The organism is Streptomyces sp. P1-3 (assembly GCF_050613155.1).
Lineage (GTDB): Bacteria > Actinomycetota > Actinomycetes > Streptomycetales > Streptomycetaceae > Streptomyces.
On sequence record NZ_CP192512.1, the window covers coordinates 3,164,641 to 3,178,672 of the forward strand.

The following is a 14,032-nucleotide window of genomic DNA, read 5'->3' on the forward strand; positions in this document are numbered from 1 at the left end:
CAGCCAACAACCGCGCGGACACAGTCCACGCGGAAGGTAACAACGCACGCCACCTTACCGGCGACCATGCCCCCCTTGGAACGACCAACCGGGGATGCCCCATTTCAGGGGCATCCCCGGCCGGTTGCGCATCGGGCTCAGACGAGCTCGGTGACGGTGCCGCCGGCGGCGGCGATCTTCTCCTTGGCGGAGCCGGAGACCTTGTCCACGGTCACCTGCAGCGCCACGGTGATCTCGCCGGTGCCCAGCACCTTGACGAGCTCGTTCTTGCGCACCGCACCCTTGGCGACCAGGTCGGCCACCGTGACCTCGCCACCCTGCGGGTAGAGCGCGGCCAGCTTGTCCAGGTTCACGACCTGGTACTCGGTGCGGAACGGGTTCTTGAAGCCCTTCAGCTTCGGAAGACGCATGTGGAGGGGCATCTGCCCACCCTCGAAGCGCTCCGGAACCTGGTAACGGGCCTTCGTACCCTTGGTACCACGACCAGCGGTCTTACCCTTGGACGCCTCACCACGACCCACACGGGTCTTGGCGGTCTTGGCGCCCGGGGCGGGCCGGAGGTTGTGAACCTTCAGCGGCTTGCTCTCCGCCATGTCAGTCGACCTCCTCGACCGTCACGAGGTGGCGGACGGTCTGCACCATGCCGCGGATCTCGGGGCGGTCCTCCTTGACAACCACGTCGTTCAGCCGCTTGAGGCCGAGCGAACGCAGGGTGTCGCGGTGGTTCTGCTTGCTGCCGATGTACGACTTCGTCTGCGTGACCTTGAGGCGAGCCATTACGCACCCACCCCGGCACGCGCCCGCAGCAGAGCGGCGGGAGCGACGTCCTCGAGCGGCAGGCCACGACGGGCGGCGATCTCCTCGGGGCGCGAAAGACCCTGAAGCGCCGTCACCGTGGCGTGCACGATGTTGATCGGGTTCGACGAACCGAGCGACTTGCTCAGCACGTCGTGGATGCCCGCGCACTCCAGCACGGCGCGCACCGGGCCACCGGCGATCACACCGGTACCGGGGGAAGCCGGCTTGAGCAGGACGACGCCCGCAGCCTTCTCGCCCTGGATCGGGTGCGGAATGGTGCCGGCGATCCGGGGGACCTTGAAGAAGTGCTTCTTGGCCTCCTCAACACCCTTGGCGATGGCGGCCGGCACCTCCTTGGCCTTGCCGTAACCGACGCCCACGGTGCCGTCACCGTCGCCCACCACGACCAGCGCGGTGAAGCTGAAGCGACGACCACCCTTCACAACCTTGGCGACGCGGTTGATCGCGACAACACGCTCGACGTAGGCGGTCTTCTCGGCGGCAGCGCCACCGTCCCGCCGGTCCTTACGGTCCCGCCGCTCGCCGCCACCGGCGCCGCCACCGCGGCGCTGGGGTCCAGCCATTGGAATTACCTCTCTCTGTTACGTCCGCTAGCTCCGGAACCGGGGCTTAGAACTTCAGCCCGGCCTCGCGGGCGGCGTCCGCCAGAGCGGCGATGCGCCCGGCGTACTGGTTGCCACCGCGGTCGAACACGACGGCCTCGACACCGGCGGCCTTGGCACGCTCGGCGACCAGGGCACCGACCTTCTTCGCCTGGGCGCTCTTGTCGCCCTCGCCACCGCGGATCGACGCGTCCAGGTGCGACGCCGAGGCCAGCGTGTGGCCCGCGATGTCGTCGATGACCTGGGCGGTGATGCCGCGGTTGGACCGCGTCACGACCAGACGGGGACGCTCCGGCGTGCCATTGATCCGCTTGCGGACGCGGATGTGGCGACGCTTGATGGCGGCACGCTTGTAGGCGTCGCCCTTGGCGATCTTCACACCGTATGCCATGGCTTTACTTACCAGCCTTTCCGACCTTGCGGCGGATGACCTCGCCCGCGTACTTGACGCCCTTGGCCTTGTACGGGTCGGGCTTCCGCAGCTTGCGGATGTTGGCGGCGACCTCGCCGACCTTCTGCTTGTCGATGCCCTCGACGCTGAGCTTGGTCGGGGACTCGACCTTGAAGGTGATGCCCTCGGGGGCCTCAACGACGATCGGGTGGCTGTAGCCCAGGGCGAACTCCAGGTTGGAGCCCTTCGCCTGGACGCGGTAGCCGACACCGCTGATCTCGAGCGCCTTGCTGTAACCCTGGGTCACGCCGGTGATCATGTTCGCCACCAGCGTGCGGGACAGGCCGTGCAGGGCCTTGTTCTGACGCTCGTCGTTCGGGCGCAGCACCTTGAGGGTGCCGTCCTCGCCCTTGGTGACCTCGATCGGCGCGGCGACGGTGTGCGTGAGGGTGCCCTTGGGACCCTTCACCGCGACCGTGCGACCGTCGATGGTGACGTCCACACCAGCGGGAACCTGGATGGGGAGCTTGCCGATTCGCGACATTAGCTTTTCCTCCGTTCCCGACTACCAGACGTAGGCGAGGACTTCCCCACCCACGCCCTTCTTCTGCGCCTGCTGGCCGGTCAGGAGACCGTGGGACGTGGAGATGATCGCCACGCCCAGGCCGCCGAGGACCTTCGGCAGGTTGGTGGACTTTGCGTAGACCCGCAGGCCCGGCTTCGAAATCCGCTTGATGCCGGCGATCGAGCGCTCGCGGTTCGGGCCGAACTTCAGCTCGAGGACGAGGTTCTTGCCGACCTCGGCGTCCTCGACCTTCCAGCCGGTGATGTAGCCCTCCTGCTGGAGGATCTCCGCGATGTGCGACTTGATCTTGCTGTGCGGCATCACGACGGTGTCGTGGTACGCCGAGTTCGCGTTACGCAGACGCGTGAGCATGTCTGCGATCGGATCAGTCATGGTCATGAATTGGCCTTCGGCCTCTCTCGCCGGGGTTTCCTATGTGCGCCATCCCTCTCCCCGATCGATGTCGGGACGGGTGCGGCGCGGGGACCTACGGCGTAGTAAGACGGTCTCGGGCGGCGGGCGCCCAACCCCACAAGCCTACGGGATGTGGAGGTGGGCCCCCGCCGTCCAGATGCTTACCGAGAGTCCTGATTTCTCCCTGTTAGGGGGAATTACCAGGAGCTCTTGGTCACGCCCGGCAGCTCGCCGCGGTGAGCCATCTCACGAAGGCACACGCGGCACAGGCCGAACTTGCGGTAGACGGAGTGCGGACGGCCGCAGCGCTGGCAGCGGGTGTACGCACGCACACCGAACTTGGGCTTACGAGCAGCCTTGGCAATCAGAGCCTTCTTCGCCATCTCGCTTACGCCTCCTTGAACGGGAAGCCGAGGTGACGCAGAAGGGCACGGCCCTCGTCGTCGTTGGTCGCCGTGGTCACCACGGTGATGTCCATACCCCGGACGCGGTCGATCTTGTCCTGGTCGATCTCGTGGAACATGACCTGCTCCGTGAGACCGAAGGTGTAGTTGCCCCGGCCGTCGAACTGCTTCGGCGACAGACCACGGAAGTCGCGGATGCGCGGCAGCGCGAGCGACAGCAGGCGGTCCAGGAACTCCCACATGCGGTCACCGCGGAGGGTGACGTGGGCACCGATCGGCTGGCCCTCACGCAGCTTGAACTGCGCGATGGACTTACGGGCCTTGGTGACCTGCGGCTTCTGGCCGGTGATCGTGGAGAGGTCGCGGATCGCGCCCTCGATCAGCTTGGAGTCGCGGGCGGCGTCGCCCACACCCATGTTGACCACGATCTTGGTCAGACCCGGGATCTGCATGACGTTCTCGTAGGAGAACTCCTCACGCAGCTTGCCGGTGATCTCTTCGCGGTAGCGCGTCTTGAGACGCGGCGCGTTGGTGGTGGCAGTCATCAGATGTCCTCACCGGTCCGCTTGGCAACGCGGATCTTGTTGCCCTCGTCGTCGAAGCGGTACCCGACTCGGGTGACGACCTTGTTGCCGTCCTTCTCCACGACGAGCTGAACGTTGCTCACGTGGATCGGGGCCTCGACCGTGATGATGCCGCCGGTCTTGGAACCACGGGCGGTCTGACCGGCCTTGGTGTGCTTCTTGACCCGGTTGACACCCTCGACCAGGACCCGGTCCTCGCGGGGGTAGGCCTCGATGACCTTGCCCTGCTTGCCCTTGTCCTTACCGGTGATGACCTGGACCAGGTCGCCCTTCTTGATCTTCATCGGTTACAGCACCTCCGGCGCGAGCGAGATGATCTTCATGAACTTCTTCTCGCGCAGCTCACGGCCCACGGGGCCGAAGATACGGGTGCCGCGGGGGTCGCCATCGTTCTTGAGGATGACGGCCGCGTTCTCGTCGAAGCGGATGTACGAGCCGTCGGGGCGGCGGCGCTCCTTGACGGTGCGCACGACGACAGCCTTGACGACGTCGCCCTTCTTCACGTTGCCACCGGGGATCGCGTCCTTGACGGTGGCGACGATGACGTCACCGATGCCCGCGTAGCGGCGACCGGAACCGCCGAGAACACGGATGCAAAGGATTTCCTTCGCACCAGTGTTGTCGGCGACGCGCAGTCGCGACTCCTGCTGGATCACGTCTATCTCCTGATCGTCTGCCGGTTCCCGGCAGGGGCTGCGTCAGCAGCCCCTGCCGAGCCTGGCGGAACTGTCCTGGAGGGAAACCCCTCCGGGAATTACTTGGCCTTCTCGAGGATCTCGACGACGCGCCAGCGCTTCGTCGCGGACAGCGGCCGGGTCTCCATCAGGAGGACGCGGTCGCCGACACCCGCGGCGTTCTGCTCGTCGTGCGCCTTGAGCTTGTTGGTACGGCGGATGACCTTGCCGTACAGCGCGTGCTTGACGCGGTCCTCGACGGCGACGACGACGGTCTTGTCCATCTTGTCGCTGACGACCAGACCCTCACGGGTCTTGCGGAAGCCGCGCTCGGTCTTCTCAGTCACATTCTTCTCGCTCATCAGGCGCTCTCCACCGTCTCGATGCCGAGCTCGCGCTCCCGCATCAGGGTGTAGATCCGGGCGATGTCCTTGCGGACGGCCTTCAGCCGGCCGTGGTTCTCAAGCTGTCCGGTCGCCGCCTGGAAACGGAGGTTGAACAGCTCTTCCTTGGCCTCACGAAGCTTCGCAACGAGATCCTCGTTGTTCAGCTCACGCAGCTCGGACGCCTTGATACCGGCCGCCATCACGACTCACCTGCCTCGCGCCGCACGATCCGGCACTTCATCGGGAGCTTGTGAGCAGCGCGGGTGAGCGCCTCACGCGCAGTCTTCTCGTTCGGGTAGGACAGCTCGAACATCACCCGACCGGGCTTGACGTTCGCGATCCACCACTCCGGCGAACCCTTACCGGAACCCATGCGGGTCTCGGCGGGCTTCTTGGTCAGCGGGCGGTCCGGGTAGATGTTGATCCAGACCTTGCCGCCACGCTTGATGTGGCGGGTCATCGCGATACGGGCCGCCTCGATCTGGCGGTTGGTGACGTACGCCGGGGTGACGGCCTGGATGCCGTACTCGCCGAACGCCAGCTCCGTACCACCCTTGGCCATACCCGACCGCTTGGGGTGGTGCTGCTTGCGGTGCTTGACCCTGCGAGGGATCAGCATGTCGGTCAGGCCTCCGTTCCGGTGCTCTCAGCAGCCGGAGCAGCGGCAGCGGCCTCGGCCTTGGGGGCCTCGGCAGCGGCACTCTGCTGCTGCGGCTTGCGGCCACGGCCGCCACGCTCGCCACCACGGCCACCACGGGCCGGGCGGTCGCTGCCACCACGCGACGGGCGGTTGCCCGCGCGGGCGGCGGCGTTCTCGGCGCGGACCTCGGCGATGTTCTTCACGTCGCCCTTGTAGATCCACACCTTGACGCCGATGCGGCCGAAGGTGGTCTTGGCCTCGAAGAAGCCGTAGTCGACGTTCGCGCGGAGCGTGTGCAGGGGCACACGGCCCTCGCGGTAGAACTCCGAGCGGGACATCTCGGCGCCGCCGAGACGGCCACCACACTGGATCTTGATGCCCTTGGCGCCGGCCTTCATCGAGCTCTGCATGCTCTTGCGCATCGCACGACGGAAGGAGACGCGGGAGGACAGCTGCTCGGCGACGGCCTGGGCCACGAGCTGAGCGTCGACCTCGGGGTTCTTGACCTCGAGGATGTTCAGCTGGACCTGCTTGCCGGTGAGCTTCTCCAGCTCGCCGCGGATACGGTCGGCCTCCGCGCCGCGGCGGCCGATGACGATGCCCGGCCGGGCGGTGTGGATGTCGACGCGGACGCGGTCACGGGTGCGCTCGATCTCAACCTTCGAGATGCCGGCCCGCTCCATGCCCTTCGTCATCATCCGGCGGATGGCGACGTCTTCCTTGACGTAGTCCTTGTACAGCTTGTCGGCGTACCACCGGGACTTGAAGTCCGTGGTGATGCCGAGCCGGAACCCGTGCGGGTTAACCTTCTGGCCCATTACCGGGTTCCTTCCTTGCTGCTGACGACCACGGTGATGTGGCTGGTCCGCTTGCGGATCCGGTAGGCGCGGCCCTGGGCACGCGGCCGGAACCGCTTCAGGGTCGGGCCCTCGTCGACGTACGCCTCGCTGATGACCAGCGTGGAGGCGTCGGTGTGGTCGTAGTTGTGCGCGGCGTTGGCAATGGCGCTGTCCAGCACCTTGCCCACCGGCACGCTCGCGGCCTGCGGGGCGAAACGCAGGACCGCCTGAGCCTCCGTGGCATCCATGCCACGGATGAGGTCCACCACGCGGCGGGCCTTCATGGGCGTGACGCGGATGTACCGCGCCTGGGCCCTGGCTTCCATGGTTGTCCCTTCGGTGTCAGTCATTGGTCTTCGCTTTTTCCGCAGATCAGCGACGACGCGACTTGCGGTCGTCCTTCTCATGGCCGCGGAAGGTGCGGGTCGGCGCGAACTCGCCGAGCTTGTGGCCGACCATCGACTCGGTGACGAACACCGGGACGTGCTTGCGGCCGTCGTGCACCGCGATCGTGTGGCCGAGCATGGCCGGGACGATCATCGAGCGGCGGGACCAGGTCTTGATGACGTTCTTGGTGCCGGCTTCGTTCTGGACATCCACCTTCTTGATCAGGTGGTCGTCGACGAAGGGCCCCTTCTTGAGACTGCGCGGCATCTAAACCCGCTCCTAGCGCTTCTTGTTCGTCTTGCGGCGGCGGACGATGTACTTGTTGCTCGCCTTCTTGGGAGAACGAGTACGACCCTCCTTCTGACCCCACGGCGAGACCGGGTGGCGACCACCGGAGGTCTTGCCCTCACCACCACCGTGCGGGTGGTCGACCGGGTTCATGACGACACCACGCACGGTCGGGCGGACGCCCTTCCAGCGCATACGGCCGGCCTTGCCCCAGTTGATGTTCGACTGCTCGGCGTTGCCGACCTCGCCGACGGTGGCGCGGCAGCGGACGTCGACCAGGCGGATCTCACCCGACGGCATACGGAGGTGGGCCATGGCGCCCTCCTTCGCCAGCAGCTGCACGGAGGCACCCGCGGAGCGGGCGAACTTCGCGCCGCCGCCGGGCCGCAGCTCGATGGCGTGGATGGTCGTACCGACCGGGATGTTGCGCAGCGCCAGGTTGTTGCCGGGCTTGATGTCGGCGCCGGGGCCGTTCTCAATCCGGTCACCCTGCGACAGGCCACGCGGGGCGATGATGTAGCGCTTCTCGCCGTCCGCGTAGTGCAGCAGCGCGATGCGCGCGGTGCGGTTCGGGTCGTACTCGATGTGAGCGACCTTCGCCGGGACGCCGTCCTTGTCGTGACGGCGGAAGTCGATGACGCGGTACGCACGCTTGTGACCGCCACCCTGGTGGCGAACAGTGATGCGACCGGCGTTGTTACGACCGCCCTTGCTGTGCAGCGGGCGGACCAGCGACTTCTCCGGCGTGGACCGCGTGATCTCGACGAAGTCGGCGACGCTGGAGCCACGACGGCCCGGGGTCGTCGGCTTGTACTTGCGGATACCCATTTCTCAGTCCTCGTCCGATTCCGGACGACTCGGACTCCGTTAGGAGACCGGGCCGCCGAAGATGTCGATACGGTTGCCCTCGGCAAGGGTCACGATGGCGCGCTTGGTGTCAGCGCGCTTACCGAAACCGGTCTTGGTGCGCTTGCGCTTACCCTGCCGGTTGATCGTGTTGACCCCGGTGACCTTGACCTTGAAGACCGCCTCGACGGCCTGCTTGATCTGGGTCTTGTTCGCACGCGGGTCGACGATGAACGTGTACTTGTTCTCGTCCAGCAGCGCGTAGCTCTTCTCGGAGACGACCGGCTTGACGAGGATGTCGCGCGGGTCCGAGTAGGTCTTGCTGGTGATCGTGGCCTCAGACATCAGGCCTCGCTCCCTTCAGTCTGAGCGGCCTTGGGGCCAGACACGAAGGACTCGAAGGCGGCCTGGGTGAAGACCACGTCGTCGGAGACGAGCACGTCGTACGTGTTCAGCTGGCCCGGCTCCAGGATGTGCACCTGGGGCAGGTTGCGGGCGGACAGCCACGCGGCCTCGTCCGAGCGCTCGACGACCAGGAGCAGGTTCTTGCGCTCGCTGATCTTGCCCAGCAGGGACTTGGCGGCCTTGGTGGAGATGTCGCCGTCCACCACGCCGGTCACCACGTGGATGCGGTCGTGGCGCGCCCGGTCGGAGAGGGCACCGCGCAGGGCGGCGGCCTTCATCTTCTTCGGGGTGCGCTGGCTGTAGTCGCGCGGCACGGGACCGTGCACGACGCCACCGCCGGCGAACTGCGGCGCGCGGGTCGAACCCTGGCGGGCGCGACCGGTGCCCTTCTGGCGGTACGGCTTCTTGCCACCGCCACGGACCTCGCCGCGAGTCTTCGTCTTGTGCGTGCCCTGGCGGGCAGCGGCCAGCTGCGCGACGACGACCTGGTGGATCAGCGGAACGCTGACCTGCGCGTCGAAGATCTCCGTGGGGAGCTCGACGGTCCCGGCCTTGTCGCCTGCCGGCGAAAGGATGTCAATGGTGCTCATCGGTTACCTCAGGCCCCCTTGGCCGCGGTACGGACCAGGACGAGGCCGCCGTTCGGACCAGGAACCGCGCCCTTGATGAGCAGCAGGCCCTTCTCCGCGTCAACGGCGTGGACGGTCAGGTTCTGGGTGGTGACCCGCTCGTTGCCCATGCGGCCGGCCATGCGCAGGCCCTTGAACACGCGGCCCGGGGTGGCGCAGCCACCGATGGAGCCCGGCGAGCGGTGCTTGCGCTGGGTGCCGTGGCCGGCGCCCAGGCCCTTGAAGCCGTGGCGCTTCATGACACCGGCGGTGCCCTTGCCCTTGCTGGTGCCGGTCACATCGACCTTGACACCGGACTCGAACACCTCGGCGGTGACCTCCTGGCCGAGCGTGTACTCGCTGGCGTCAGCGGTACGCAGCTCCACCAGGTGGCGGCGCGGGGTGACGTCGGCCTTGGCGAAGTGGCCCTTGAGGGGCTTGTTCACCTTGCGCGGGTCGATCTCGCCGAAGGCGATCTGAACGGCGTTGTAGCCGTCCGTGTCAGCGGTACGGACCTGGGTAACGACGCAGGGACCGGCCTTGACGACGGTCACCGGGACGACGCGGTTGTTCTCGTCCCAGACCTGCGTCATGCCGAGCTTCTCGCCCAGGACGCCCTTGATCTGCTTAGCCATCTCGCGCGTCACCTCAGAGCTTGATCTCGATGTCAACGCCCGCCGGCAGGTCGAGACGCATCAGCGAGTCAACCGTCTTCGGCGTGGGGTCGAGGATGTCGATGAGGCGCTTGTGCGTGCGCATCTCGAAGTGCTCGCGCGAGTCCTTGTACTTGTGCGGCGACTTGATGACGCAGTACACGTTCTTCTCAGTGGGCAGCGGCACCGGGCCCGCGACCGACGCACCAGTGCGGGTCACCGTCTCGACGATCTTCTTCGCCGAGGAGTCGATGACCTCGTGGTCGTAGGCCTTGAGCCGGATGCGGATCTTCTGTCCCGCCATGGCTACTTCGTAGTCCTGTCTCTCGTAACGCTCTGGAACCCGGTGCGCTGCGCTTAATGAAAAGCAGCTGTCTTTCTCCGACCCACGCGGTCGGGCGTGTCGCACCCCTTCTTGTAAATCTCCCTGGAGAGATTCCCTGGTGAAGGGGGCTGTGGGGGAAAGACACCCACCGAGTGCCTGGCTGGGGCCCCGCTGACACTTCCCGGAAGATTCCCGTACTTCCGCCCCTGACAAGGGGCGACGAGTACTGCGGGACTCGCTTCCAGTCCTCCCGGCGGGAGGCGCGCAGCATCGGCACTCAACCGAGCAACCTGAACAGTGTGCCATACGGGCCGGAAGCCGCGCCAATCGCGGCCGAAGAAGGTACCCGCCCGGGCGCGCTTGTCAAACCAGCCCATCCGGGCGACGCCTTGATCATTTCGTGATCGATCAATATCACGGACCCAGGCAACCTGTGAAGATCACGGACCGTCCTTTATCACATGGAAGCAGCCGGGGACTGCGTGCTGCACAACGGGACGGGGTCACCCAGATGGCTGAAGATCTACGGGGCGACGCCCCCACGCCGCCGAGCGCCGCGCCGCGTTTCGCGCTTACCCGCCGCCACACCCTGGCGGCGCTGGCCGCGATGACGGCCGCCACCGCCGCGGGCTGCGGGGTCTCCCCCACCCGGACGGACCCCAAGCCCACCGCGCCGGTCCGCGCGGTCGACCCACTCGCCGCCGAGCCCTTCACCCCCGTCACCGGCAAAGAGGACGCGGTTCTGCTCCAGGTCCTCGCCCACCCCGACGACGACCTGTACTTCATGAACCCGGACGCGTCCCACCTGATGCGCGCCGGCACCCCGGTCGTGTGCGTCTACGTCACCGCGGGCGAGGCCGCGGGCATCAACCGGGTCCACGGCGGCCCCGTACCCGAGCCCGACAAGGCCGGCTACTCCTCCGCCCGCCACCAGGGGCTGCGCCAGGCCTACGCGGAGATGCTGGGCCTGGACCGCTTCGCCCGCTGGCAGCGGTCGGTCATGGAGCTCCCCGGCGGTGTCCGGGCCGAGGCCAACGTGCTGGCCAACGGCCGCCGCAAGGTCCAGCTGATCTTCCTGAACATCGCGATGCTCTCCGAGGGCGGCGTCCGGCTCCCGCATCTGTGGGACGTGCCGGGCGTCGACGCGCAGACCCTGGTCGCCACCGGCTCCCCGCTCCAGGAGACGGTGACGTACGACCACGCGACCCTCGTCGACGTCCTCGCCGGGATCATGGACCGGGTCCGGCCCACCGTGATCCACACCCTCGACCCGGACCCCGACTTCCAGGTCCACGACGCCGCCCACCCCAGGGACAACGACCAGCCGGGCTGCTCCGACCACCGCGACCACACCCCCGTCGCGCTGTTCACCTGGAAGGCGATATCGCAGTGGGTCGCGGACGCCTCCCGGCGGGACGGCCGCGCGCCGCGCTTCGTCACCACCGCCTTCCGCGGCTACTACAACCAGCGCTGGCCGGACAACCTGCCCAAGCAGGTGGTGGGCGAGAAGGCCCGCCCCATCCGGGCCTACGGCGGCGCCCCGGACTGGGAGTGCGGCAACCAGGCCGGCTGCGGCGACTACAGCCAGGGCGGCAACCGGCCGCTGCTCAACCGCAAGCGCTGGATCCGCTCCACCCACTACCGCTACCCCGGCGCCCTGCCCGTGCCGGAGACCGACCGCGACGGCCGGCTCATCGCCTACGGCGTCCTGGGCACCCGCGCCGTCCGCTGGCAGGAGACCTCCCGGGGCAGCGGGCGGTTCGGCGCGCCGCGCAACCTCGGCGGCGGGCCGCTGGCCCCCGCGCTGGCCGCCGTCAAGGACACCGTGGGCCGCCAGCTGCTGTTCGCCCTGCGCTTCTCCGAGCTGCAGGGCCAGGGGCGCCCCAACACCCGCGAGATCGTCGTCCTGGAGGAGCGCACCCCGGGCGGGGCGTTCAGGCCGTGGACGTCCCTGGGCACCCCGGACGCGGACCCGGAGCACGGCCGCCGCGTCGGCGCCCCGGCCGCCGTGGCGACCCCCGACGGCCGCGTCCACCTCTTCGTCCGCACCGCGGGCAAGGGCATCGCCACCCGCGTCCGCGACAGGAGCGGTCAGTGGGGGCCGTGGCAGCAGTTGGGCGGCGAGGAGATCCAGGACGGGCTGACCGTGCTGCTGGACGCCGAGGACCGGGTCCAGGTCTTCGCCCGCGGCCGCGACAGCGTGCACCACTGGGCCCAGGACACGCCGAACGGCCCGGTTCTGGCACGGCCGCGGAGCGGGCTGCCGGTGGCGGGCAACCAGCCCGGCGCCGCCCTCACCCCCGACGGCGGGATCGCGGTGGTCTACCGCACCCCCGCGGCCGCCCTGCCGACCGTGCACACCGTGGCGCCCGCCCGGCCCACCGCCCCGGCCGAACTGCGGCACTTCGACGGGTACGGTCCGGTCTCCGCGCACACCGTCCGGGCGCCGGACGGCAAGAAGACCCTGCTCCTGCTCAGCCGGTCCCTCGACGGCGAGGCCCTGCTCCGCTACGGCACCGCGCCGGGCACCCGGCCGCTGCGCTCCCCCGCCCGCCTGGTCCCGGTCGGCACCCCCGTACTGCTGCCGGGCGGCCCGAACCTGCTGTGCGTCGTGGCCCAGTCGGCGTCCGCCACGCCCTGGATCTGGCGGCCGCGGCCCACCTCGAACGCGTAACCGATTCGAGTACGACAAAGACCTGGGCCCCACCCGCCGTCTCCGGCGGGCGGGGCCCAGGTCGCAGTGCTCCGGGGAGCATCCCTCCCTGCCCCCTATCGGGCAGGAGGGGCCCAGGTCACTTGGTGATCTTGGTGACCTGGCCGGCGCCCACGGTCCGGCCACCCTCACGGATGGCGAACTTCAGGCCCTCCTCCATGGCGACAGGCTGGATGAGCTCCACCTTCATCTCGGTGTTGTCACCCGGCATGACCATCTCGGTGCCCTCGGGGAGGGTCACAACACCGGTCACGTCAGTCGTACGGAAGTAGAACTGCGGACGGTAGTTGTTGAAGAACGGCGTGTGACGGCCACCCTCGTCCTTGGACAGGATGTAGGCCTGCGCCTCGAACTCGGTGTGCGGGGTGACCGAGCCCGGCTTGATGATGACCTGGCCGCGCTCGACGTCCTCGCGCTTGATGCCGCGGAGCAGCAGACCGACGTTCTCACCGGCCTGGCCCTCGTCGAGCAGCTTGCGGAACATCTCGATGCCGGTGACCGTGGTGGTGGTCTTCTCGGTCTTGATGCCGATGATGTCGACGGTCTCGTTGACCTTGAGGACACCACGCTCGATACGGCCGGTGACGACCGTACCGCGACCGGTGATGGTGAAGACGTCCTCGATCGGCATCAGGAACGGCTTGTCGACGTCGCGCTCCGGCTGCGGGATCGACTCGTCGACGGCCTTCATGAGCTCCAGGACGGACTGGCCCCACTCGGCGTCGCCCTCGAGCGCCTTCAGCGCCGAGACCTTGACGACCGGGACGTCGTCGCCCGGGAACTCGTACTCGGAGAGGAGCTCACGGACCTCGAGCTCGACGAGCTCCAGGATCTCCTCGTCGTCCACCATGTCGGCCTTGTTCAGGGCGACGACGATGTACGGAACGCCGACCTGGCGGGCCAGGAGCACGTGCTCCTTGGTCTGCGGCATCGGGCCGTCGGTGGCGGCGACCACGAGGATGGCGCCGTCCATCTGAGCGGCACCGGTGATCATGTTCTTGATGTAGTCCGCGTGACCGGGGCAGTCGACGTGCGCGTAGTGACGCGACTCGGTCTGGTACTCGACGTGCGCGATGGAGATGGTGATACCGCGCTGACGCTCCTCAGGAGCCTTGTCAATCTGGTCGAACGCCGAAGCCTCGTTCAGGTCCGGGAACGCGTCGTGCAGCACCTTGGTGATCGCCGCGGTAAGAGTCGTCTTACCGTGGTCGATGTGACCGATGGTGCCGATGTTGACGTGCGGCTTAGTCCGCTCGAACTTCGCCTTCGCCACTGGGGTCCTCCTGTGGAGTGGTTCTGTACGCATCCACACTTTGCGGATGGGTTCAGGTGGTCTTACCGAACCGGCCAGGACCCCGAGGGGGATGCCCTTCGCCGTATTCGTTTCTGGGGGCCGGCGGCCGGGGCCCCGTCACAGACCGCTGGTGCGGTCTGTGACGGTATGCCCCGATGCCTTTAGCTCCAGCCTAAAGGGGATGGCAACGAAGTG

Annotated in this window: 23 protein-coding genes; 1 reads left to right on the forward strand and 22 read right to left on the reverse strand. The window is 67.7% G+C overall.

All coding sequences use genetic code 11. The annotated features are described in order from the left end of the window. Positions 1-137: 137 nt before the first annotated feature. From rplO to rpsJ, 21 genes are all read right to left on the reverse strand, one after another. Positions 138-593, reverse strand: a complete 456-nt coding sequence (gene rplO, locus ACQUSR_RS13180) for a 50S ribosomal protein L15 (RefSeq protein WP_304463377.1) — start codon at positions 591-593, stop codon at positions 138-140. Between the two features lies 1 nt (position 594). Beyond that, complete coding sequence (gene rpmD / locus ACQUSR_RS13185; protein WP_030890715.1) at positions 595-777, reverse strand: 50S ribosomal protein L30; 183 nt, start codon at positions 775-777, stop codon at positions 595-597. Continuing rightward, positions 777-1,382, reverse strand: coding sequence for a 30S ribosomal protein S5 (rpsE, locus tag ACQUSR_RS13190; RefSeq protein ID WP_431042769.1), 606 nt, complete (start codon positions 1,380-1,382; stop codon positions 777-779). Before rpsE ends, rpmD begins: the two co-directional genes overlap by 1 nt. Before the next feature lie 46 nt (positions 1,383-1,428). After that, the gene (gene rplR / locus ACQUSR_RS13195; RefSeq protein WP_304463375.1) at positions 1,429-1,812 is read right to left on the reverse strand and encodes a 50S ribosomal protein L18; all 384 of its coding nucleotides are present in this window, start codon (positions 1,810-1,812) and stop codon (positions 1,429-1,431) included. Positions 1,813-1,816: 4 nt separating this feature from the next. After that, positions 1,817-2,356: a 50S ribosomal protein L6 gene (rplF, locus tag ACQUSR_RS13200; RefSeq protein ID WP_431042770.1), complete on the reverse strand. Its 540-nt coding sequence runs from the start codon at positions 2,354-2,356 to the stop codon at positions 1,817-1,819. 21 nt (positions 2,357-2,377) lie between these two features. Then, entirely contained in the window at positions 2,378-2,776 is a 399-nt protein-coding gene (gene rpsH, locus ACQUSR_RS13205; RefSeq protein WP_304463373.1) for a 30S ribosomal protein S8, read from the reverse strand. Positions 2,777-2,988: 212 nt separating this feature from the next. Further along, complete coding sequence (locus ACQUSR_RS13210) at positions 2,989-3,174, reverse strand: type Z 30S ribosomal protein S14 (protein ID WP_003956452.1); 186 nt, start codon at positions 3,172-3,174, stop codon at positions 2,989-2,991. 5 nt (positions 3,175-3,179) lie between these two features. Further along, positions 3,180-3,740, reverse strand: coding sequence for a 50S ribosomal protein L5 (rplE, locus tag ACQUSR_RS13215; RefSeq protein ID WP_431042771.1), 561 nt, complete (start codon positions 3,738-3,740; stop codon positions 3,180-3,182). Next, complete coding sequence (rplX, locus tag ACQUSR_RS13220) at positions 3,740-4,063, reverse strand: 50S ribosomal protein L24 (protein WP_304463371.1); 324 nt, start codon at positions 4,061-4,063, stop codon at positions 3,740-3,742. The genes rplE and rplX overlap by 1 nt, the downstream gene beginning before the upstream one ends. Positions 4,064-4,066: 3 nt before the next feature. Beyond that, positions 4,067-4,435, reverse strand: a complete 369-nt coding sequence (gene rplN, locus ACQUSR_RS13225) for a 50S ribosomal protein L14 (RefSeq protein WP_055718836.1) — start codon at positions 4,433-4,435, stop codon at positions 4,067-4,069. Between the two features lie 98 nt (positions 4,436-4,533). Beyond that, positions 4,534-4,815 carry a 30S ribosomal protein S17 gene (gene rpsQ, locus ACQUSR_RS13230; RefSeq protein WP_109281737.1) on the reverse strand — a complete coding sequence of 94 codons (282 nt, stop codon included), beginning with the start codon at positions 4,813-4,815 and terminating at the stop codon, positions 4,534-4,536. After that, complete coding sequence (gene rpmC / locus ACQUSR_RS13235) at positions 4,815-5,039, reverse strand: 50S ribosomal protein L29 (protein ID WP_055470928.1); 225 nt, start codon at positions 5,037-5,039, stop codon at positions 4,815-4,817. The genes rpsQ and rpmC overlap by 1 nt, the downstream gene beginning before the upstream one ends. Further along, positions 5,039-5,458: a 50S ribosomal protein L16 gene (rplP, locus tag ACQUSR_RS13240; protein WP_014178774.1), complete on the reverse strand. Its 420-nt coding sequence runs from the start codon at positions 5,456-5,458 to the stop codon at positions 5,039-5,041. Before rplP ends, rpmC begins: the two co-directional genes overlap by 1 nt. A 5-nt stretch (positions 5,459-5,463) precedes the next feature. Beyond that, complete coding sequence (gene rpsC, locus ACQUSR_RS13245) at positions 5,464-6,297, reverse strand: 30S ribosomal protein S3 (protein WP_431042772.1); 834 nt, start codon at positions 6,295-6,297, stop codon at positions 5,464-5,466. After that, positions 6,297-6,644 carry a 50S ribosomal protein L22 gene (gene rplV, locus ACQUSR_RS13250; RefSeq protein WP_009997296.1) on the reverse strand — a complete coding sequence of 116 codons (348 nt, stop codon included), beginning with the start codon at positions 6,642-6,644 and terminating at the stop codon, positions 6,297-6,299. Before rplV ends, rpsC begins: the two co-directional genes overlap by 1 nt. Positions 6,645-6,690: 46 nt before the next feature. After that, positions 6,691-6,972 carry a 30S ribosomal protein S19 gene (rpsS, locus tag ACQUSR_RS13255; protein WP_014178772.1) on the reverse strand — a complete coding sequence of 94 codons (282 nt, stop codon included), beginning with the start codon at positions 6,970-6,972 and terminating at the stop codon, positions 6,691-6,693. 12 nt (positions 6,973-6,984) lie between these two features. Then, positions 6,985-7,821, reverse strand: a complete 837-nt coding sequence (gene rplB / locus ACQUSR_RS13260; protein ID WP_431042773.1) for a 50S ribosomal protein L2 — start codon at positions 7,819-7,821, stop codon at positions 6,985-6,987. Positions 7,822-7,860: 39 nt separating this feature from the next. Further along, positions 7,861-8,184, reverse strand: coding sequence for a 50S ribosomal protein L23 (gene rplW, locus ACQUSR_RS13265; protein ID WP_431042774.1), 324 nt, complete (start codon positions 8,182-8,184; stop codon positions 7,861-7,863). Beyond that, positions 8,184-8,834, reverse strand: coding sequence for a 50S ribosomal protein L4 (rplD, locus tag ACQUSR_RS13270; protein WP_431042775.1), 651 nt, complete (start codon positions 8,832-8,834; stop codon positions 8,184-8,186). The genes rplW and rplD overlap by 1 nt, the downstream gene beginning before the upstream one ends. Before the next feature lie 8 nt (positions 8,835-8,842). After that, positions 8,843-9,487: a 50S ribosomal protein L3 gene (rplC, locus tag ACQUSR_RS13275; RefSeq protein ID WP_135338449.1), complete on the reverse strand. Its 645-nt coding sequence runs from the start codon at positions 9,485-9,487 to the stop codon at positions 8,843-8,845. 13 nt (positions 9,488-9,500) lie between these two features. After that, positions 9,501-9,809 carry a 30S ribosomal protein S10 gene (gene rpsJ / locus ACQUSR_RS13280; RefSeq protein ID WP_003948644.1) on the reverse strand — a complete coding sequence of 103 codons (309 nt, stop codon included), beginning with the start codon at positions 9,807-9,809 and terminating at the stop codon, positions 9,501-9,503. A 532-nt stretch (positions 9,810-10,341) separates the two neighbouring features. On the opposite strand from rpsJ, the gene ACQUSR_RS13285 reads away from it, so the two are divergent. Continuing rightward, positions 10,342-12,504: a PIG-L family deacetylase gene (locus ACQUSR_RS13285; RefSeq protein WP_431042776.1), complete on the forward strand. Its 2,163-nt coding sequence runs from the start codon at positions 10,342-10,344 to the stop codon at positions 12,502-12,504. A gap of 118 nt (positions 12,505-12,622) precedes the next feature. Here ACQUSR_RS13285 and tuf read toward each other — a convergent pair whose 3' ends face one another. Continuing rightward, entirely contained in the window at positions 12,623-13,816 is a 1,194-nt protein-coding gene (gene tuf, locus ACQUSR_RS13290; RefSeq protein WP_431042777.1) for an elongation factor Tu, read from the reverse strand. Positions 13,817-14,032: the final 216 nt, after the last annotated feature.